This is a genomic window from Pedobacter sp. Hv1 (assembly GCF_001412215.1).
In the GTDB taxonomy this organism is placed as follows: domain Bacteria; phylum Bacteroidota; class Bacteroidia; order Sphingobacteriales; family Sphingobacteriaceae; genus Pedobacter.
Genome location: NZ_LLWP01000003.1, coordinates 65,621 through 85,823, shown reverse-complemented (window position 1 = coordinate 85,823; position 20,203 = coordinate 65,621). Strand labels below are relative to the sequence as shown.

Below are 20,203 nucleotides of genomic sequence, written 5' to 3'. Positions count from 1 at the left end.
ACATTCCAATCTTTTTGTGCTTCGCAACAAAAAGGATTTCCATTTCAATCCCGTTTATATAGCAAAAGTTTGTACAACTATTTAGGGCTGCTTTTACCAAGAACCACTGGTTTTGTAATATAAACCTGATTGGAACGGATGCCGAAGAACCATAAACAATGTTTTTCTGAAAACTCAATAAATGGCCTCCGTTTGCATTTGCCAAGGGTTCAGGAAAGCAGGTTACTATTCTCTTTTTAATGTTAGCCGGGCTTTACATTCCAATCTTTTTGTGCTTCGACAAGCTCAGCATACAAAAAGGATTTCCATTTCAATCCCGTTTAGCTAACACAGGGCTGTACTACTATTTAGGGTTGCAATTTGTATGTTGCCAAGCACAAATAGCTTTGTTAAATAAACCCGATTGTAATGAAAAGCCCGCAACGTAGTGAGGACTTGTAATGGAAAGCGGGGCTGCAGTTGCCGATGAGTATTGGTTTTGCTTTGCTGATATTTTAACTACACCACAACAGCTGATAAAAGGTTAAATATGAACAAATTTATGTGAACGGTGTGCCTACATGTTTCATTTGTCTTGGATTTCTCCCAAACTATTGACAATCAAAATTTAACAAAAATATAATCTCATTTTTAGTGAGTGAAACCCATAAAAATTCAATAAAAAACCTTATCTTTGCGCCAAATTTATAGGCGCATTTTATGCAAAAGATTAGAAATATAGCTATTATAGCACACGTTGACCACGGTAAAACTACATTGGTTGATAAGATTTTACACTCTTGTTCTATTTTTCGTGACAACGAACAAACAGGAGATTTGATATTGGACAACAACGATTTGGAGCGTGAACGAGGAATCACTATCGTATCTAAAAACGTTTCAGTACAATACAAAGACGTAAAAATTAACATCATTGATACTCCTGGTCACGCGGATTTTGGCGGTGAGGTTGAGCGTGTATTGAAAATGGCCGATGGCGTATTGTTATTGTGTGATGCTTTTGAAGGTGCAATGCCTCAAACGCGTTTCGTAACACAAAAAGCTTTGGCTTTAGGTTTAAAACCAATTGTGGTTGTAAACAAAGTTGATAAAGAAAACTGTAGACCAGAAGAGGTATACGAGCAAATTTTTGAGCTTTTCTTTAACTTAGAAGCTACTGAAGACCAATTAGATTTCCCTGTAATTTATGGTTCATCTAAACAAGGTTGGATGAGTACAGATTGGCAAAAACCAACTACAGATATTTTTGCATTGTTAGATACTGTGGTAGCTACTATTCCACCAGCACCATCTAACGAAGGTACTTTACAGATGCAGATCACTTCATTAGATTATTCATCTTTTGTAGGTCGTATTGCTGTTGGACGTGTACACCGTGGTTCAATTAAAGAAAACCAACCCGTAACGTTGATTAAACGTGATGGTAAAATGGTTAAATCTAGAGTAAAAGAATTATATACTTTTGAAGGCTTAGGTAAAATTAGAACAACCGAAGTTAAATCTGGAGATATTTGCGCTGTTGTAGGTATTGAAGGTTTTGATATTGGTGATACGATTGCTGATTTTGAGGCACCAGAACAATTGCCGGTAATCAAAATTGATGAGCCTACCATGAACATGTTGTTTACCATTAACAACTCTCCGTTTTTTGGTAAAGAAGGTAAATTGGTAACTTCACAACGTATCAAAGACCGTTTAATGAAAGAGATGGAGAAAAACTTGGCCCTTAAAGTGGTTGAGACAGAATCTCCTGATTCTTGGTTGGTATATGGTCGTGGTATTCTCCATTTATCAGTATTGATCGAGACTATGCGTCGCGAAGGTTACGAAATTCAAGTAGGTCAGCCACAAGTTATCGTTAAAGAAATTGATGGTAAAAAACACGAGCCTATCGAAACTTTAATTGTAGATGTACCTGGTGATGTTGCTGGTAAAGTAATTGAATTGGTAACGCAACGTAAAGGCGAGTTGTTGATCATGGAACCAAAAGGTGATTTACAACACTTAGAATTTGAAATCCCTGCACGTGGTATTATCGGTTTACGTAACAACGTATTAACTGCTACTGCTGGTGAAGCGATTATGGCGCACCGTTTCAAAGCTTACGAGCCTTGGAAAGGTACAATTCCTGGTCGTTTAAATGGTGTATTGGTTTCTATGGATAAAGGAATGACTACTGCTTATTCTATTGATAAATTACAAGATAGAGGCCGTTTCTTTGTTGATCCAGGAGCTGACGTTTACGAAGGACAAATTATGGGTGAGCACATCCGTGACAATGACTTGGTAGTTAACGTGGTAAAAGGAAAAGCTTTAACCAACATGCGTGCTTCTGGTACAGATGATAACACACGTATTGCACCAGCAATCAAATTCTCGTTAGAAGAAGCAATGGAATATATCCAAGCTGATGAGTATATCGAGATTACTCCTGTGAGCATGCGTTTACGTAAAATCTATTTAACAGAGAATGAGCGTAAAGTAAAAGGCAAACAATTCCAATCGTAAGTAACGAGCGGATCATAAATATAAAATCCCGAAAGTGTAAAAGCTTTCGGGATTTTTTTGTTAAAAATAGTTTCGGTTTGGCCTACGGAATGATTTAATTACCTTGCAACATCAAAACCAGAAGTTGAAAAATCATTTATTATCCTTTAATCTCTTATCTGCTGCAGCTATAGAATTGCTGGTTGCAAAAGCTAAACCACGCACTTTAAAAAAAGGAGATTTCTTTATTACCGAAGGCAAAGTTTGTAATGAAGTGGCTTTTATTAAGAGTGGTATTTTGCGTTCTTATTATACTTCTAAAGCTGCAGAAGAGTTTACCTATTGCATTACTTTTCCTGATCAGTTTATGACAGCATACTCCTCTCTGATTACAGGAGCCCCAAGCCAAGAAAATATTCAGGCCATGAGTGCAGTAGAATTATTGGTATTGAAAAAAAGCGAACTCGATGCATGGGCAGAAGAAAACGTAAATGGAATAAAACTTCTTAAAACAATTGCAGAGCAACAATATATCCATTTAGAAAAGAGAGTATTCATGTACCAAAAGGATACTGCAAAAGAACGCTATTTGGCTCTTTTTGAAAGTCATCCTGAGTATATCAAACAAATTCCGATGCAGTATCTAGCTTCTTTTTTGGCCATTACACCTCGGCACTTGAGCCGTTTAAGAAAAGAAGTGCATTTATAGACATTTGTCTACCTAAAAAATAAAAGGCTAAGTATAGTTTTGTGCTAAATAGCAGTACATATGAAAAACATACTGATCATCAATGGTCATCCCAACAAAGAAAGTTTAAATTTTGCACTGGCCGAAGCTTATCAAAAAGGAGCAGTGGAGGCGGGAGCCAATGTTTCCATTATCCATCTGGGTGATTTGGATTTCGACCCTAATTTAGCTTTTGGTTACCAGAAAAGAATAGAACTAGAGCCAGATTTGGTAGAGAGTTTGGCCAAAATTAAACAAGCCGACCATTTGGTTTGGGTACATCCTGTATGGTGGGGAGGCTTGCCAGCGCTAATGAAAGGTTTTATTGATCGGGTGTTTCTACCAGGTATTGCTTTTAAGTATAGAGAAAATAGTGTTTGGTGGGATAAGCTATTTACAGGCAAAACAGCTAGGATCATTACTACTTTAGATCAACCTTCATGGTATTATCGCTTAATGTTTGGCAGACCAAGTGTAAACCAGCTCAGAAAAGCAGTGCTCGAATTTTGTGGCGTAAAACCTGTAAAAGTTACTTATGTTGGTATTGTTAAAAAAGCTACAGCAGCACAAAGAGCACAATGGGTTCAAAAAGTATATCAGATGGGGTTAAGAATGAGTTAAGTTATTGTATGTCAATAATGTTGCAATTTGAGAGCCCTGTTTTGTCATTGCAAATTCAAAAATGGACGATTTGAATAATAATCTGGCAATTTAATGGTGTTTTTTTGCGTTGCAAAGCTAATTTTGTACCGAACAAACCAAACACTATGATCCAAAAAGGGTTTTCTTACCTTGGTGTATTTTTTTTAACAACATTATCGCTACTGCCCTTGCGTATTTTACACTTGATGGCAGATGGCTTTTATGTATTAATCTATTATGTTTTTGGTTATCGTAAAAAAGTAGTGAGAGAAAATTTGCTCAACTCCTTTCCCGAAAAGAAACTAGAAGAGATTATTGCAATAGAGAAAAAGTTTTTTAAATATTTAGCTTCATTGATTTTTGAGGTGATTAAGCTGGAAAGCATTTCTGAAAAGGAACTCCGTAAACGGATGAGATTTACCAATGTTGATCTGGTGGAGGCTTACTTGAAGAACAACGAAAGTGTGCTCTTTTGCGCTTCACATTATGGTAATTACGAATGGGTATGTGTGGGTATTGGAATGGCCTTTTCTGGACAACATTATCCAATATACAAGCCTTTAAATAACGAAGTTTTTGACAACTGGTTTTTGAAAATGAGGAGTCGGTTTGGTAACCGTATGATTTCGATGCGTCAAACCATTAGAGCAATCCAGTCTAGCAAAAATTTACCAACCATGTTTACTTTTGGAAGTGATCAGTCACCATCAAGAGAAGATTCTCATTATTGGACTACGCTTTTGAATCAAGAAGCTGCTGTTCAATTGGGGATTGAAAAAATTGCAAAAAAAACCAATAGGCCCGTATTCTATTTAAGAATGAGCTACATCAAACGTGGCTATTATGAGGTAGATTGTGTGCCGATCTGTTTAGAGCCTGCAAAGACTGCTGAATTTGAAATTACAGAGCTGCATACGCGTTGTTTGGAAGAGATGATCAAAGCAGAGCCTGCATATTGGTTGTGGAGCCATCGCAGATGGAAATATAAACCAGAAAAGACCCTTCCAAAAACTTCATCAAAAGATTTTTCAGTTTCTGAAACTGTAATTTAATTCGCAGTATTCTTTATCCTTTTAAATTGCACAAAAAATTGACACCAACCCAACCGGTGCTTTTTCTGTTTTTGCTACTTTAGTGGCTTAAAATAGAATTATGGAATCGATACAAGGGAAAAACGCACTGATTACGGGCGCAGGCAAGGGTTTAGGTAGAGCAATAGCTATTGCATTGGCTGCAGAGGGTGTTAATGTTGCTTTGGTAGGTAGAACAGAGAAAGATCTAATTAGCGTGGCTGACGAATTAAAAGCCTATCAGGTAAATACAACCATTGCAATTGCAGATGTTGCTGATATGGCCGCTGTAAATGCTGCGGTAGCGAGTGTTAAATTAGCCTTTGGTACTATTGATATTTTAGTGAACAATGCTGGTATTGCCTCTTTTGGAAAGTTTATGGAACTGGAACCCCAAAGATGGAAAGAGATTATTGATGTTAATATCATGGGGGTTTATTATGTAACTCGTGCAGTACTACCAGAAATGATAACAAGACAGACTGGTGATATCATTAATATTTCTTCAACGGCAGGCAAAAATGGTTCAGCATTAACCAGTGCCTATAGTGCATCTAAATTTGGTTTAATTGGCCTATCTGAGTCTTTGATGCAAGAAGTACGTAAACATAACATTAGGGTAAGCACCATGCTGCCTAGTACAGTAGCTACAGATATGGCTATTGATCTGAACCTAACAGATGGTAACCCAGATAAAGTAATGCAGGCAGAAGACTTTGCAGAATTATTAATTGCGCAGTTGAAATTAAATAGAAGAGTATTTATTAAAGAAAGTGGTATTTGGTCAACTAATCCTTAACTTTAAGATAGCTAACTAAAACCACTATGAAAATTAAAAATTTATTATTGCTACTGATTACCGTTTTAACGGTTAATACAGTATTTGCGCAAACCACACCACCATCTGCTGATGAGGTTTTAAAAGAGGCGATGAAAGAGGCAAAGGCGCAAAAGAAAAAAGTATTTATCATGTTCCATGCTTCTTGGTGCGGCTGGTGCCATAAAATGGATGATGCCATGAATGAACCAGCAATGAAACCGCTTTTTGATAAGAGTTTCGTGATCAAACACATTACCGTAATGGAGAATGATGCCAAAAAGAAATTAAACGAAAATCCTGGCGGAATGGACATGATCAAGAAATACAATAGTGACGGATTTGGTATTCCACTATGGTTTATCTTTGATGCCGATGGAAAATTATTGGTCGACTCTCATCTACGACCTGAAGGTACTGGTTTCGAAACAAAAGGAAAAGAGATTGTAGGTTGTCCGGCTGCTAAAGTAGAAGTGGATGAATTTGTGAGGGCTTTGAAACTCACCACCAAATTGAATAAAGACGAGCTAGATCAAATTTATGCCCGCTTCAGAAAGAACGATCCAAGTTTTAAAGGATAATTTAACATATAGTTGATTTAAAAAGTAAGCGGCCCGAAATTAATTTCGGGCCGCTTACTTTTAACGCCAAATTCTTTTAATTAGGTGCAACAGTAGAAGCCACTGTTAATACGGGCCAAAATCCGGGTGCAGCACCAATGCTTACTCCTTTATTATCGCCTCTAACTGCATCTTGTGCAAAATAATAAAGTGGCCAGCCTTTATAGGTAAGCTGTTTTTTGCCAATTGTGGTTACGTCAATAACACCAACAAGGTCTTTTGTAATTACAGAAGGCAGACTTTTAAGTTCAGCCTCATAAATAGGCCAAATGCCATTTTTTGTTAAATCTGTTGTAAAGGTATTCTTATTGTTCTTGTCTGGCGAGAATGCATATAAAGTACGGCCAGCAGCATCGGTAAAATAAACTGTTTTGCCAGTACCTTCAACATAAGTTTTGGTATATTGCTTTCCATTTGCACCAGTTAATTGTGCATTGGCCACCATAAGTGAGTAATCTGGTTTAGCCACAAACCAAATTCCTGCAACACCATCTCCTTTAATCTGACCTATTTCTGCATCATCTTTATAGTAGTATAATGGATAGCCTTTGTAGGTACTTTGTTTTTTCCCATCGGCACGAACAATGGTGTTTATTTCGGTAGTTTTTACATTTAGATCTGTACTGACATTTGCTGAGTAATAGGGTGGCCATGTGGTTTCGCAAGCTCCGGTGCAATTGGTAGTACCAGCAACATCGGAAGCAAAAAAGTAAAGGGTTTTTCCAGTGCTATCAGTTAAAACAGCGCCAAATTTTGCATCATTTGCAATTTGGATTCCCTTTTTTTCTTTTAGAACTTCAACCTCAGTTTTCTTTTTACAGGCTAAAGTAAATACCAGTGCAAGGCATAGTAAGGTGATCGAATTTTTTCTTAGATAAATTAACATCATGATTTTGTTTAAAATTAGTTTTCACTAATAGTTACGTCAGGATGTGAATAAAGGTTGCTTATGTTAAATAAATAGCTTGGGATTAACCTATCAAATGCGGAACAAATCTACTTTTGTTATCGGTAATTAATTGGTTGGCTTCTCTTAAGCCAATGCCAGCAGGCTGTTGCCCTATTACCCAGCTTCCAATTAATGGATAATTGCCTTCAAAATTAGGTAGTTCGAAAAGCTCTTGGTAGATGTAGCCTTCAGCACCATATTCGCCATTGGTTTGCGCAAATGATACCCCAGCTTGATACAATTCGATATTTGCTCCCTCTCTAGAAAGGAGTGGTTTTTTGGCATAACTCTGTAAATCGCCCTGATCAAAATAAGCTTTGAGCAGGTAAGGATGATAAGGGTACAATTGCCAAAGTATAGGTAAGATCGCTTTGTTAGACAAGATCATTTTCCAGAAGGGTTCAATCCATAAGGTATTGTTTCGGTCTTCGATAATGTTTTTGCCAAAGTTTTCATTTAACAACCATTCAGAAGGATAAAGCTTAAAGATATTACTGATCTCTTCATCCTCCAAGTCAACAAAAACCTGTTTATAGCTGTCCCAGCCCAAATCGTCAATAAAAACCAGTTGCGTATCTAGTTTAGCCTGAATGGCACAATCTCTTAAATACTCGCTTGTGGTTAAATCTTCTAAACTTTGTTTTACACAGGTAAAATGCAGTTTGCCAGGGTTGAGGTAGTTTTTCAATACTCCCCAATAAGCAATTAACTTTTCGTGGATAGAGTTGAACTGGTCTTTGCTTTGATCAAAATCTTGTAGCCAAAACCATTGTACAATTCCTGCTTCGTATAAAGAGGTTGGGGTATCGGCATTGAACTCTAATAACTTTAACTGCCCATTTTTATAAGCAAAATCAAATCGACCATAAATAGAAGGCGCATCGTTGTTCCATGATTTTTCTAAATCAGGTATAATCCATTCTGGAATATGGAATTTGGCATACATCTTCTGGTCAATTACATATTGAACAGCACTCAGGCACATGTCCCAAAGCTCGGCTGTAGCCCTTTCTATCAGGTCTATTTCATTGATTGAAAACTTATAGTACACGCTTTCATCCCAATAGGGGATATTGGTTGAGTGAAAACCAAAACCCAATTTTTCTACTTCCTTTTGCCAGTTATTTCTTGGCTCAATTTTAATTCTTTCCATTAAGAAGATACTGAAACACCATGTCCAAAACCACCACGGATAATGCCGTATTTGCCTGTATTTGATCCAATATTAGAGCGCTCGCCAATACCGCCACTGTAATAGCCAGCTCTATTGTAAACACCATTGTTATACCTGCCATAAGGCCTAAATGCATAATACCAAAGCAGGGCACCAGCAATATGATGGTGAGAGCGACTGTAACTTGCAGTAGAATCAGAACGCATGTAAACTTTAGGTTCGTCTTGGTCCCAACCCTTTTCTTTTTTATCACAAGAAGCTAGGGCGGCCGTAATCAGCACCAGACTGATATATTTGCTCTTCTTCATGCTATTTTACAGTAATATAAAATTCGTAATCTTTCGGAACTACTGCTCTTTGGCTATGCCCATTTTCATCTTCACCTTCGGCTAGGGTTGTGCCCAATGAAGCTAAGGTGTCAACTTTAATCAATACCTTATCCAATTTATTCTTTACCCAAACTTTGTGGGTTGTAGTTAAAATATCAAAACCTTTATCGTGTTTTACACTCACTACGGTTTCTATTGAACCCTCCTTGTTGGGCTCTTTTACAATATCTTCATTTTTTTTCTCTCCACAGGCCGTTAAGGCCAATGAGATGAAGAGTAAGGGTAATATTCTTTTCATATAATGGTTGATGTAGAGGTTATTTATGCTTCAATTTATCGTTGTTCTGATGCCTATCGGCATCGCGGATGGTTTTTTTCTCTAGGTTTTTAAGCAATGCCTCATTCAGGTCAATACCGGTTTGATTGGCTAGGCAGATCAGTACAAACAATACATCAGCCATTTCATCTGCAAGATTGACCTCTTTGTCACTTTTTTTGAAAGATTGCTCCCCGTATTGGCGAGACATGATCCGAGCTACCTCACCAACTTCTTCCATTAAAATGGCAGTATTGGTCAATTCGTTAAAATAACGGATGCCAGTCGTTTTAATCCAATTGTCAACAGTTTGTTGTGCCTCTTCTATGGTCATGTTTAATTTTGGTTTATTGGTTTAGTAGTTCATTGGTTCAATTGTTCGTTAGTTCATTAGTAAAAAGTACTAAGTAGAAAGTATAAAGACATGATGCTTATTAGTTCATTGGCTCACTTGTTCATTGGCTCATTAGTTCATTTGGCTTTGTGCTTTTCGCTTTCTGCCTTCAGCTTTAAACTTTCCACTTTAAACTTTCAACTCCCTATCTTGAGCCTTCTGCTTTCCGCTTTCTGCCTTCAGCTTTGAGCTTTAAACTTTCCACTTTAAACTTAATGATTCTCTTTATCCTTTGTGTCCATAATGATCGTTACCGGCCCATCATTTAACAAACTGATTTTCATGTCGGCTCCAAAAATGCCACATTGCACCTCTTTGTTAATTAAAGTCGATAGTTGTTTAATCATTTCCTCATATAACGGAATGGCTTTATCTGGTCTTGCCGCTCGGGTAAAGCCGGGTCTATTTCCCTTTTTGGTAGCCGCAAATAAAGTAAACTGACTGATCAATAAAATGTTTCCATCAATGTCAGTGAGCGACTTGTTCATCAAATCATTTTCATCGCCAAAAACACGCATGTTGGCTATTTTTTGTGCCAGCCAATCTAGGTCCTCTTTCGTGTCGGCATCTTCAATGCCTAGCAAAACCAAGAAACCATTATCAATTGCCCCAGTTATTTGATCATCTACAGTACAACTTGCTTGTGTTACCCGTTGAACAACTGCTCTCATATATAAATTCGTATATCGTGAAACTTAGATTGCAAATGCCTTCTCTTTGTTACGCTCTGGTATCATTGCCATGAAAAATACTTAAATAGCTTTCGTACCTACTCACTTCAATTTCTCCCTCTTCTACAGCTTTAATTACCGCACAGCCGGGTTCATTTACATGCCTGCAATTGTTAAAACGGCATTGGTTTAAACGCTCCCTCATCTCCACAAAATAATGGCTTAATTCTTCAGGTTTAATATCAAAAATGCCCAATTCTCTAATCCCAGGGGTGTCAATCAAATAACCACCAAAGGGTAGGGTATGCATTTCTGCAAAGGTGGTGGTGTGTTGGCCCTTATCACTCCATTCAGAAACTTCACCAGTTTTAATTTCAAAACCAGGTAGTAAAGCATTGATCAAGCTAGATTTACCCACACCAGAATGACCAGAAAACAAGGTGGTTTTATCTTTTAGTAAAGCTTCAATTTGGTCAATATTTGTTCCTTTTAGGGCCGAAACCTCGTAGCAGGGATAACCGATTTGCTCATAAATAGCCTTGTATTCTGCTAAAATTTCCAATCCTTGTTGGCTAAATAGATCCAGTTTATTAAAAATAAGCGAAGTAGGAATGCTGTACGCTTCAGAAGTAACCAAAAAGCGATCTATAAACCCCAGCGAAGTGCGGGGAGAAGCTAAAGTAACAATCAAAAATGCCTGATCTAAGTTGGCCGCAATAATCTGTGCCTGCTTAGAAAGGTTGATGGATTTGCGGATAATATAGTTCTTCCGATCCTGCAACTTATCAATCACACCAGTTTCAGCATTAGGCTCTAGTTCAAACCCAACCTTATCGCCAACAGCAATCGGATTAGTGGTCTGTATACCCTGAATCCTAAATTTCCCCTTAATTCGGCAGTCGTAGGTCTTGCCATTTTCAGCATAAACCTGGTACCAACTTCCCGTAGATTTTATAACTAATCCTTGCATATAATAAGGTAAAGGTAGTAATATCCTAACATCGATGAAAATGATTAAATGGATTGCACTTGAATTGAAAAGCAATTGCCGGGTTTCAATGAGCGGCAGCCCTGCCATCCGTTGCAATCTTTTTGAAGTTTGAAATGAAAAATGACGTTTTAATCAAAAAGTATTTCCACTACTGTCAGGTTTAGCACCCTAGAAACAGTGCAAAATGGTTAAGAAAGTACCTCGAGCTTTCTGCTAAAAACAGGGTCTAAAACGTTTAAAATCAGATTTTTCAATTTTTTGAAAATAAATTTTAAAAAGTCTTGACATTGTGAAAAATAATCTTCTACTTTACGGTGTAGGAAATACACTAACAACGAAATGATTTTTAACAATACGATTATTACCATTATTACATCAACAACCGGCCAACACCGGATGGGGAAATGCTAGTGGTATAATTTAAAAAATAAAATACATCAAGCGCCCCGCAAAACGGGGCGCTTTTTTTTTGACCCATTTGATATGAACATTTTAAAATTTGGCGGTACATCCGTAGGTTCCATAGCCAGCATCCGTGCTTTGCTGCACATTTTAGCAAGTGCCCAACAACAACCAGAACAACCAGTAATTGTATTGTCGGCAATGAGTGGTGTAACCAATTTATTAACGGCTATGGCCGAAAAGGCAGCATTGGCACAAGACTACAGCGAAGAATTGAAGGCGATAGAACAACGCCATTTCGAAGTAATTAGGGCTTTATTACCTGCTGCGGCACAAAATCCGGTTTTAACCAAGCTTAAACTCTATTTTAATGAGTTAGAAGAGCTTTTGCAAGCCATTTACAACCTGCAAGAACTGAGCTTACAAGCTAAAGACCTGGTATTAAGTTATGGCGAGCGTTGCTCTACCTTTATGGTGTGCCATATTGCAAAACAGCAATTTCCAGAATCTGTTTTCGCAGATGCAGTTCAGTTTATCAAAACTGATGGCAATTTTGGGCAAGCCAAAGTAAACACCCAATTAACAGACTTTTTGGTGAAAGATTTTTACCAGAACAATGCAGGTAAAATGCTTTTTGTTACTGGTTTTATTGCCAGTAATGATGCCAACAGGGTAACTACTCTGGGTAGAGGGGGTAGCGATTATACTGCTGCAATTTTAGGTTCTGCATTAAATGCAAATGAGATCCAAATTTGGACAGACGTGAACGGAATGATGACCGCCGACCCGAGAATGGTGAAAAAGGCATTCTCTTTACCAGAATTGAGTTATATCGAGGCCATGGAGCTTTCTTATTTTGGAGCAAAAGTGATCTATCCACCAACAATGACACCCGCTTTCTTGAAAAGAATTCCAATTGTAATTAAAAATACTTTCGATGCCGATTTTGAAGGAACCTATATCCGTCACGGAGCAAAACCATCAGCATTACCCATTAAAGGAATCTCTTCGATTGATGAAATCAGTATCATCAATTTGGCAGGCAGTGGTATGGTGGGCAAAGCAGGCTTTAGTGGTCGCTTGTTCTCGCTCTTATCTCGCGAGCAGATCAATGTGGTGTTAATCACACAATCTTCATCAGAGCATAGCATTACCTTTGCCGTAAAACCTGCCGATGCTGTTAAAGCGGTAAACTTAATTGCCAAAGAATTTGATCTAGAATTACAGGCTAAAAAATTAGAAGCGCCAGAGGTAGAAAATGGCTTAGCCGTTCTGGCCATTGTGGGCGAGAACATGAAACGTACTCCGGGTATTTCTGGTAAACTTTTCCATTCGCTTGGTAGAAATGGTGTAAACGTACATGCCATTGCACAAGGCTCATCAGAGTACAATATCTCGGTAATTATTGCCAAAGACGATTTGTCTAAAGCAGTAAATGCCGTACACGATGCCTTTTATACAGAATTGAATAAAACCCTTCATATTTTCTGTTTAGGTACAGGTAACATTGGCAAAACCTTATTCAAACAATTGCAGGTTCAAATGCCTTTCTTGGCCAATAATAACGATCTACAGGTTAAAGTAATGGGAATTAGCAATACCCGAAAAATGTTGCTTTCGCCCAATGGTATTGCGCTCGAAAATTGGGAAGATACCCTGAATACAGCCGGTGCAACTGCAAGTTTGGAAGATTTTGTTGGACAGATGAAAGCCATGAACTTACCGAACTGTGTATTTGTAGACAATACCGCGAGCCCGAAACCAGTTCCTTTTTATCAAGGTATTTTCGAAGCAAGTATTTCAATAGTAACCTGTAATAAGATTGGAAACTCTGCCAGCTTTGCGCAGTACGAAACCTTTAAAAATGCAGCTCGTAAGTTTGGGGTCGATTTCTACTACGAAACCAATGTAGGTGCAGGTTTGCCCATTATCCGAACTTTAAAAGATCTGATGATGAGTGGAGATAAAATTGCTTGTATCGAAGCCATACTTTCTGGAACAATCTCTTATATTTTCAATCACTTTAAAGGCGATTCAGCCTTCCACGAAATTGTAAAAGAAGCACAAGAAAAAGGATATACCGAGCCAGACCCACGCGATGACTTGAATGGTAAAGATTTTATGCGTAAAATGCTAATCCTTGCCCGCGATGCTGGTTATGCTTTTGAAGAGTCTGATGTGAGCATCCAAAATATGTTGCCTGATGCTTGTTTGCAGGCACCCACGGTAGAAGAGTTTTATAAACAATTAGAAATGAACGCAGCTTATTTTAACCAACTGAAAGAAGAAGCAGCACAAAGTAAAAAAGTACTCAGATACATTGGTAAACTCGAAGGAGGAAAAGCATCTATCACTTTACAAATGGTAGATGAGCACCATCCATTCTACATGCTTTCTGGTAGTGATAATATCATTTCCTTTACCACAGACAGATATAAAGAAAGACCATTGGTGGTAAAAGGGCCAGGTGCTGGTGCCGAAGTTACAGCTGCCGGGGTGTTTGCAGATATCATTAATGTTGGTGCCTTAAATGCATAGCGATGAGTTTAGTAGGAGCAGCAAAAAATGAAATCCTAGTTGTGGTTAATCAAGCATTGCTCGATTTTAATCACATCAATTCTGAAAGTTGGAATGAAAAACCTAATCCAAATCAATGGTCTAGAAAAGAACTTTTAGGGCATCTGATCGATAGTGCTTCCAATAATTTGAGAAGATTGATTGTTGGACAATACGAGCAGGGAACAAAAATTGTTTACCATCAGGATGAATGGGTAAGCTATCAGAACTACCAAGAGATGGATATTGATGATTTGAAAATGCTTTGGAAATTAATGAACGAACAAATTGCTCGGGTAATTGGGAGGATACCTCAAAGTAAACTCGACAATACCTGCGATACTGGTAAAGCAGGTGTAGAGATCCATAACCTAGTCTATTTTATTGAAGACTATATTGTTCATTTGAATTACCATTTGAAACAAATAAATGACCCAAATTTTAATACGCACAAATAAAGATGAAAGAAATTAAAGTTTTTGCTCCAGCCACCGTTGCCAATGTAGTTTGTGGGTTTGATGTGTTAGGTTTTGCCGTAAATGAACCAGGAGATGAAGTAATGATGCGTCTGGTTGATGAACCTGGAGTTCGCTTGCTAAAAATTACTGGAGATGAAGGCCGACTACCCTTAGATTCTGCTAAGAATACAGTAAGTGCAAGTGTACAGCACTATTTAAAACATTTGAATCGCCCAGATATTGGTGTTGAAATTGAACTCCATAAAAAAATGCCTATCGGAAGTGGCTTAGGATCAAGTTCTGCCAGTACGGTAGCAGGCTTATATGCCATTAACCAATTAGTGGGCAATTTGTTAACGGCCAAAGAGTTGGTGCCATTTGCCATGAAAGGCGAAGAATTGGCCTGTGGTTATGGGCATGCAGATAATGTTGCTCCTGCGTTAATGGGTGGTTTTGTATTGGTTCGGAGTTATGAGCCTTTAGATTTAATCGCCTTGCCTACGCCATCTAATCTATTTGCAGCTATTGTTTACCCAGAAGTAGATGTACCCACCAAAGATGCCCGACAGATGATCAAGGCAAAAGTGCTATTAAAAGATGCCGTTACCCAATGGGGAAATGTGGCAGGTTTGGTAAGTGGCCTTTTCTTAAATGATATGGATTTGGTTGGCCGCAGCATGAAAGATGTTTTAATTGAACCTACACGCTCTATTTTAATTCCAGGTTTTGATACACTTAGAACATTGGCCATGGAAAATGGGGCTGTAGGTTTCGGTATTTCTGGTTCTGGACCTTCTGTATTTGCCTTGGTTAAAGATGAAGAAACGGCAAAGAAGATCACCAAGCTGCAACAAAAACATTTAGCCCAATTAAATATCCGTAGCAATGCTTACGTATCGTCGGTAAATGCCGAAGGACCCAAAATTATTTAAAGGTGTGGGGTGGAAGGTTAAAGGCTTAAGGTAAAACTTAAATAGCTATCAACCTTACACCTTATGCCTCAAACCTTATACCTTTTTCAGAATGAAATTATACTCTACCAACAATCCATCCTTACGTGTTTCCTTTCAAGAGGCAGTTTTTAACAGTATGCCCCAAGATAAAGGTCTTTACATGCCAGAGGTTATTCCTCAGCTAGAAAAAGAATTTATTGATCAGCTTGAGCAATATAGCCTGCCAGAAATTGCCTATCAAATTGCTTCAACATTGTTAAAGGATGAAATCCCAGAGGCTGATCTTAAAGCCCTCATTGATGATGCTGTAAATTTTGAAGCACCAGTAGTCAAGTTAAATGAACAGACCTTTGTATTGGAACTGTTTCATGGTCCTTCTTTGGCCTTTAAAGATTTTGGTGCAAGGTTTATGAGTAGAGTGATGGCTTATTTCTTAAAAGATGGAGAGCAATTATTAGATGTGCTCGTAGCCACTTCTGGAGATACTGGTGGAGCAGTAGCTCTTGGCTTTTTAGGAGTGCCAAACACTAGGGTAACCATATTGTTCCCGAAAGGAAAAGTAAGTGAGGTACAACGTTTGCAATTAACCACCAATGGTAAAAACATTAGAGCAATTGCAGTTGATGGTACTTTTGACGATTGCCAGGCATTGGTTAAACAAGCATTTGCTGATGATGAATTGAATGGTAAATTTAGGTTAACTTCTGCCAATTCTATCAATATTGCAAGGTTGATTCCACAAACCTTTTATTATTTTAATGCTTATGCCCAATTGAAAAGACAAGGATTAGAAAAAGTAGTTTTTGCAGTGCCAAGTGGTAATTTTGGTAATATTGGGGCTGGTTTATTGGCTTATAAAATGGGATTGCCGGTACACAGATTTATTGCAGCAACTAATGCCAACGATACTGTCCCTCGCTTTTTGGAGACAGGCATTTACGAAGCTAAACCATCAGTACAAACTTATGCCAATGCCATGGATGTAGGTGCGCCAAGCAATTGGGTGAGGATTATGGACTTGTTTAACCAAGATAGGGATACGATTAATCAACTGGTAAAAGCTTACCATTTCACTGACGAAGAAACCTTGGCGGCAATTAAAGAAATATTTGAACGATTTAATTATGTAGCTTGTCCACATACAGCCATTGCTTGGTTGGCTACGAAGGCTTATGCTACAGAAAATCCTACAGACGATAGTGTAAAGGTTTTCTTGTCTACGGCACATGCTTGTAAATTCCCTGAAGTTTTCCCTCCTGAGATTAAAGAGAAAATCGAATTGCCTGAGCAAGTGAAATCCTTAAACAACAATCTGGAAGTTTATGACGAGCTAGGGAAGGACTTTGAAAGTTTTAAAAGTTATTTGTTTGATAAATAGAGTGTATGGCGGATTGCAAATCCGAAAAGAATATGGTCGAGATTGCAAATCTCGACCAACACCTATTGTATACTTGCTAGTCGGGATGTTAGTCGGGATTTGCAATCTCGACTTTAATATATGGGAATTTATAATCCACACATAACAATCTTCAAAATTTTCGAAGAGAGCAAATGTATTTCACTAAGGATAAATTACTTTCTTTCTAATTGTATTTATCATTTCCGATTCTTATCCCATTAGGCGAAGTGCTAAATTTAGTTATGGCATTTAAGTATCAAGTCACCGATCAAGATGGGATTTATTTTATAACGACTACAGTTATAGGGTGGATTGATGCATTTACTAGAAAAGAGCTTGCTGAGGTAATTATAGATAGCTTGGCTTATTGTCAGAAAGAGAAAGGTTTAATCATTTATGCATGGTGTTTAATGCCTAGTCATTTACATATGATTGTGAGTGCCGATGTTGGTAAGAACCTTTCAGATATTATAAGAGATTTTAAGAAGTTTACGGCAAAAAAGATCATCGCTACGATTAAAGAAATTAATGAAAGTAGAACTTGGATGCTAAATAAATTTCAATTTGCGGCAAGGGTACACCCCAAAAACAAAGAACTTAAGTTTTGGCAAGATGGTTTTCATCCCATTATTCTCTATAGCAACTATTTTATGGAACAAAAATTAAATTATATCCATCAAAATCCTGTTGAGGCCAATATCGTATCTGAATCAATCTATTATGTGTACAGTTCGGCTGTAAATTATAGTGGTGGAACAGGCTTGTTAGCCATAGTGTTTTTGGAATAATGGTGTCGGATTGCAAATCCGAAATTGACGTGGTCGAGATTGCAAATCTTGACCAACAGTTAGTTTAATGTTAGTCGGGATTTGCAATCCCGACCTGATCGACTACTTTCTTCATCTCATCAGTAGCGATAGCAATATCCTCAGCAGTAGTTCGCCAATTTACAAAAGCTGCTCTAATTCCTTTTTTACCATTGTAAAAAGTTGGGGTCATGAATACTTTTCCTGTTGCATTGAGCTGGTCGAGAAAACTGCCAACCAAACTTTCATTAGATAGGGTAAAACAAACAGTATTCAAACGTACAGGAGCAAGGAGCTCAAAATTGGTGTCAATGGTAATGAAATCGGCAAATAGCAAAGCCATTTCTACATTTTTTTCAATCAGCTCTTCATAGCCAGATCTACCATAACTCGTTAAGGTAAACCAAGCAGGTAAAGCTTTTAATCGCCTAGAGTTTTCTGGAAGAAAATTGAGGTAACTAAAATTATCTAGCGGATTACCTAAATAAGCAGCATTGGCATTTTGGAAAGTTTCCATTTGTAAAAGCTGGTGTTTTTCTTTCACAAAGAATACAGCACTCTCATAAGGTACATTTAACCATTTATGACAATCGACAGTAATGCTATCTGCATTTTCCCAACCTTTAACCAAGTGTTTGTATTTCGGAGAACAAGCTACAAAACCACCAAAAGCAGCATCAATATGCCACCAGAAATTGTATTTTTCTTTTAATTGATAGATGGCTTCAAAATCGTCAAAGTCTACCGTATTTACGGTTCCAGCACTTGAAATCAAGATAAAAGGTGCACCGTTTAGGGTTTCTATTTTGAGTTTCAGGTCTTCTATATCAATAGCCTCTCTATTTCCAGGTGTTACATTAACCGGAATAACATTGGCACTGCCCATGCCCAGCATGGCCAACGATTTGACTGCTGATGAATGTGGAGTAGCAGATAAAACTTTAATCGAACCATTGATGCCATCTTTGGCAAAATCTTTTCCTGATTGTTTGCCAATCCATTGTCTGGCTACAGCTAAACAGGTAAAATTTGATAAAGTTGCACCAGTTACAAAACCACCAAAAAAATCTTTGGGAAGGTTAAACAGAGAAAGGAGCAATTGGATAGTTTCTAATTCTACTAAAGCAGAAATATCGCCACTTCCTTTAGCCGATTGTGTATTCTGATCGTAGATGGTAGAGAGCCAATCGCCAGCAATTGCAGCGGGTGTTGTTCCTCCAGTTACAAAGCCCCAATATCTCGGGCCAGATGAAGCGACGATAATAGGCTCGAAACGTTTGTTAAATTGTGCTAAAGCTCCGATCGTGCCAAAACCTTCAGCGCTTAAATCACAGATCATCTGTGTTCCTGTAGAACTTGCTGTAGATCGTTCCTGAATATTGTTTAAATAATCAATTCCTTGTTGTTTAACGTTGCTTAGTATGGCTTCAAGATTTTGTAGGTCTGTATTTAAATTATTCATGATCAAATGATACAGGGTGATTAGAAAATAGCTTTAGCAATCTTTTTGGTTTGCTCCGGACGACCCATGGTATAAAAATGCAATACTGGGGCTCCGAAATCGATCAATTCTTTACATTGTTTAATCATGGCTTCGGTGCCAATTTCTTTTGCTTCGTTGTTACTCTTAGCATGAGAAAGTGCATCTGTTAATTCATCTGGTAAGTCGATATGGAACGATTTTGGTAAAACAGTTAATTGCGACAAGGTGCTAATTGGTTTCAAGCCTGGAATAATTGGGACATTGATATCATTTTCCCTGCATTTTTTTACAAAGTCGAAATACTTCTGGTTATCGAAAAACATCTGCGTTACGATAAATTCTGCACCTGCGTCTACCTTTTTCTTCAAATATTTGAAATCAGTATTCATGTTGGGCGCTTCGAAATGTTTTTCAGGATAACCTGCCACGCCAATACAGAAATCGCTTTTAAAAGTTTCTACATCTTCATGCAGAAATTTGCCTTCATTATGGTTTTTAATATGTTCGATCAAATCAGTTGCATAAGCATGTCCACCTGGAGTAGGTACGAAATTTCCATCGGCTTTTCGAGCATCACCACGTAAGGCAAGCACGTTATCAATCCCCAAAAACTGTAGGTCGATCAACGCATTTTCAGTTTCTTCTTTGGTAAAGCCACCACAAATTAAATGCGGAACAGCATCGACCTTATATTTGTGAATAATGGCTGCACAAATGGCAATGGTACCCGGACGCTTACGGTAAGAAACTTTTTGCAACAAACCGTTTTCCTGTTCTTTATAAATATAATCTTCACGGAGTGATGTAACATCAATAAATGGTGGATTAAACTCCAATAAGGGTTCTATCGCCTCGTAAATCCATTGAATGCTCTGCCCTTTTATAGGTGGTAATAGTTCAAAAGAGAATAAGGTTTTACCCTTTGCGTTTTTGATATGTTCGGTAATCTTCATTTTTAA

General features: G+C 37.9%; 20 protein-coding genes. 11 read left to right on the top strand and 9 right to left on the bottom strand.

The genetic code is table 11. The features are described from left to right. The first annotated feature begins 699 nt into the window (after positions 1-699). The 6 genes from typA (at position 700) to AQF98_RS06700 (ending at position 6,324) form a co-directional block, all read left to right on the top strand. Complete coding sequence (gene typA / locus AQF98_RS06725) at positions 700-2,508, top strand: translational GTPase TypA (protein ID WP_055131163.1); 1,809 nt, start codon at positions 700-702, stop codon at positions 2,506-2,508. Positions 2,509-2,632: 124 nt separating this feature from the next. After that, the gene (locus tag AQF98_RS06720; protein ID WP_055131370.1) at positions 2,633-3,196 is read left to right on the top strand and encodes a Crp/Fnr family transcriptional regulator; all 564 of its coding nucleotides are present in this window, start codon (positions 2,633-2,635) and stop codon (positions 3,194-3,196) included. 60 nt (positions 3,197-3,256) lie between these two features. Continuing rightward, positions 3,257-3,835, top strand: a complete 579-nt coding sequence (locus tag AQF98_RS06715; RefSeq protein WP_055131162.1) for an NAD(P)H-dependent oxidoreductase — start codon at positions 3,257-3,259, stop codon at positions 3,833-3,835. A gap of 146 nt (positions 3,836-3,981) precedes the next feature. Then, positions 3,982-4,908, top strand: a complete 927-nt coding sequence (locus AQF98_RS06710; RefSeq protein WP_055131161.1) for a lysophospholipid acyltransferase family protein — start codon at positions 3,982-3,984, stop codon at positions 4,906-4,908. A 100-nt stretch (positions 4,909-5,008) separates the two neighbouring features. Next, positions 5,009-5,725 (top strand): 3-ketoacyl-ACP reductase, encoded by a 717-nt coding sequence (locus tag AQF98_RS06705; protein WP_055131160.1) that lies wholly within the window; start codon positions 5,009-5,011, stop codon positions 5,723-5,725. A gap of 26 nt (positions 5,726-5,751) precedes the next feature. Further along, positions 5,752-6,324 (top strand): thioredoxin family protein, encoded by a 573-nt coding sequence (locus AQF98_RS06700; protein ID WP_055131159.1) that lies wholly within the window; start codon positions 5,752-5,754, stop codon positions 6,322-6,324. A 76-nt stretch (positions 6,325-6,400) separates the two neighbouring features. Here AQF98_RS06700 and AQF98_RS06695 read toward each other — a convergent pair whose 3' ends face one another. The 7 genes from AQF98_RS06695 to rsgA form a co-directional block, all read right to left on the bottom strand. Continuing rightward, on the bottom strand, positions 6,401-7,252 hold the full coding sequence (locus tag AQF98_RS06695; RefSeq protein WP_082434932.1) for a hypothetical protein: 852 nt from the start codon (positions 7,250-7,252) through the stop codon (positions 6,401-6,403). A gap of 82 nt (positions 7,253-7,334) precedes the next feature. Beyond that, complete coding sequence (locus tag AQF98_RS06690) at positions 7,335-8,465, bottom strand: glutathionylspermidine synthase family protein (protein WP_055131157.1); 1,131 nt, start codon at positions 8,463-8,465, stop codon at positions 7,335-7,337. Continuing rightward, the gene (locus tag AQF98_RS06685; protein WP_055131156.1) at positions 8,465-8,794 is read right to left on the bottom strand and encodes a hypothetical protein; all 330 of its coding nucleotides are present in this window, start codon (positions 8,792-8,794) and stop codon (positions 8,465-8,467) included. Before AQF98_RS06685 ends, AQF98_RS06690 begins: the two co-directional genes overlap by 1 nt. A 1-nt stretch (position 8,795) precedes the next feature. Next, complete coding sequence (locus AQF98_RS06680; protein WP_055131155.1) at positions 8,796-9,113, bottom strand: hypothetical protein; 318 nt, start codon at positions 9,111-9,113, stop codon at positions 8,796-8,798. 19 nt (positions 9,114-9,132) lie between these two features. Next, a complete protein-coding gene (locus tag AQF98_RS06675; RefSeq protein WP_055131154.1) occupies positions 9,133-9,465 on the bottom strand; it encodes a nucleotide pyrophosphohydrolase in 333 nt (110 codons plus the stop codon). 272 nt (positions 9,466-9,737) lie between these two features. After that, on the bottom strand, positions 9,738-10,196 hold the full coding sequence (dtd, locus tag AQF98_RS06670; RefSeq protein WP_055131153.1) for a D-aminoacyl-tRNA deacylase: 459 nt from the start codon (positions 10,194-10,196) through the stop codon (positions 9,738-9,740). A 49-nt stretch (positions 10,197-10,245) separates the two neighbouring features. Next, positions 10,246-11,166 carry a ribosome small subunit-dependent GTPase A gene (gene rsgA, locus AQF98_RS06665; protein ID WP_055131369.1) on the bottom strand — a complete coding sequence of 307 codons (921 nt, stop codon included), beginning with the start codon at positions 11,164-11,166 and terminating at the stop codon, positions 10,246-10,248. A 504-nt stretch (positions 11,167-11,670) separates the two neighbouring features. Here rsgA and thrA point away from each other — a divergent pair. The 5 genes from thrA (at position 11,671) to AQF98_RS06640 (ending at position 17,743) form a co-directional block, all read left to right on the top strand. Beyond that, positions 11,671-14,127, top strand: a complete 2,457-nt coding sequence (thrA, locus tag AQF98_RS06660) for a bifunctional aspartate kinase/homoserine dehydrogenase I (RefSeq protein ID WP_055131152.1) — start codon at positions 11,671-11,673, stop codon at positions 14,125-14,127. A 2-nt stretch (positions 14,128-14,129) separates the two neighbouring features. Next, a complete protein-coding gene (locus AQF98_RS06655; protein ID WP_055131151.1) occupies positions 14,130-14,603 on the top strand; it encodes a DinB family protein in 474 nt (157 codons plus the stop codon). 2 nt (positions 14,604-14,605) lie between these two features. Next, entirely contained in the window at positions 14,606-15,535 is a 930-nt protein-coding gene (locus AQF98_RS06650) for a homoserine kinase (RefSeq protein WP_055131150.1), read from the top strand. A gap of 91 nt (positions 15,536-15,626) precedes the next feature. Continuing rightward, on the top strand, positions 15,627-16,934 hold the full coding sequence (gene thrC, locus AQF98_RS06645; RefSeq protein ID WP_055131149.1) for a threonine synthase: 1,308 nt from the start codon (positions 15,627-15,629) through the stop codon (positions 16,932-16,934). Positions 16,935-17,197: 263 nt separating this feature from the next. Beyond that, on the top strand, positions 17,198-17,743 hold the full coding sequence (locus AQF98_RS06640; RefSeq protein WP_055131148.1) for a transposase: 546 nt from the start codon (positions 17,198-17,200) through the stop codon (positions 17,741-17,743). 70 nt (positions 17,744-17,813) lie between these two features. On the opposite strand, the gene AQF98_RS06635 is transcribed toward AQF98_RS06640, so the two are convergent. Together AQF98_RS06635 and metF are read right to left on the bottom strand one after the other, a co-directional pair. Further along, positions 17,814-19,223: a pyridoxal-dependent decarboxylase gene (locus AQF98_RS06635; protein ID WP_055131147.1), complete on the bottom strand. Its 1,410-nt coding sequence runs from the start codon at positions 19,221-19,223 to the stop codon at positions 17,814-17,816. 20 nt (positions 19,224-19,243) lie between these two features. After that, positions 19,244-20,197: a methylenetetrahydrofolate reductase [NAD(P)H] gene (metF, locus tag AQF98_RS06630; RefSeq protein ID WP_055131146.1), complete on the bottom strand. Its 954-nt coding sequence runs from the start codon at positions 20,195-20,197 to the stop codon at positions 19,244-19,246. Positions 20,198-20,203 lie beyond the last annotated feature (6 nt).

Coding starts and splice junctions, on each gene's coding strand:
- thrA (WP_055131152.1), top strand. CDS start 11,671: ATGAACATTTTAAAATTTGGCGGTACATCCGTAGGTTCCATAGCCAGC.
- AQF98_RS06695 (WP_082434932.1), bottom strand. CDS start 7,252: ATGATGTTAATTTATCTAAGAAAAAATTCGATCACCTTACTATGCCTT.
- AQF98_RS06705 (WP_055131160.1), top strand. CDS start 5,009: ATGGAATCGATACAAGGGAAAAACGCACTGATTACGGGCGCAGGCAAG.
- AQF98_RS06715 (WP_055131162.1), top strand. CDS start 3,257: ATGAAAAACATACTGATCATCAATGGTCATCCCAACAAAGAAAGTTTA.
- AQF98_RS06710 (WP_055131161.1), top strand. CDS start 3,982: ATGATCCAAAAAGGGTTTTCTTACCTTGGTGTATTTTTTTTAACAACA.
- rsgA (WP_055131369.1), bottom strand. CDS start 11,166: ATGCAAGGATTAGTTATAAAATCTACGGGAAGTTGGTACCAGGTTTAT.
- AQF98_RS06655 (WP_055131151.1), top strand. CDS start 14,130: ATGAGTTTAGTAGGAGCAGCAAAAAATGAAATCCTAGTTGTGGTTAAT.
- AQF98_RS06675 (WP_055131154.1), bottom strand. CDS start 9,465: ATGACCATAGAAGAGGCACAACAAACTGTTGACAATTGGATTAAAACG.
- thrC (WP_055131149.1), top strand. CDS start 15,627: ATGAAATTATACTCTACCAACAATCCATCCTTACGTGTTTCCTTTCAA.
- AQF98_RS06640 (WP_055131148.1), top strand. CDS start 17,198: ATGGCATTTAAGTATCAAGTCACCGATCAAGATGGGATTTATTTTATA.
- AQF98_RS06685 (WP_055131156.1), bottom strand. CDS start 8,794: ATGAAGAAGAGCAAATATATCAGTCTGGTGCTGATTACGGCCGCCCTA.
- typA (WP_055131163.1), top strand. CDS start 700: ATGCAAAAGATTAGAAATATAGCTATTATAGCACACGTTGACCACGGT.
- AQF98_RS06680 (WP_055131155.1), bottom strand. CDS start 9,113: ATGAAAAGAATATTACCCTTACTCTTCATCTCATTGGCCTTAACGGCC.
- AQF98_RS06650 (WP_055131150.1), top strand. CDS start 14,606: ATGAAAGAAATTAAAGTTTTTGCTCCAGCCACCGTTGCCAATGTAGTT.
- AQF98_RS06690 (WP_055131157.1), bottom strand. CDS start 8,465: ATGGAAAGAATTAAAATTGAGCCAAGAAATAACTGGCAAAAGGAAGTA.
- AQF98_RS06635 (WP_055131147.1), bottom strand. CDS start 19,223: ATGAATAATTTAAATACAGACCTACAAAATCTTGAAGCCATACTAAGC.
- metF (WP_055131146.1), bottom strand. CDS start 20,197: ATGAAGATTACCGAACATATCAAAAACGCAAAGGGTAAAACCTTATTC.
- dtd (WP_055131153.1), bottom strand. CDS start 10,196: ATGAGAGCAGTTGTTCAACGGGTAACACAAGCAAGTTGTACTGTAGAT.
- AQF98_RS06700 (WP_055131159.1), top strand. CDS start 5,752: ATGAAAATTAAAAATTTATTATTGCTACTGATTACCGTTTTAACGGTT.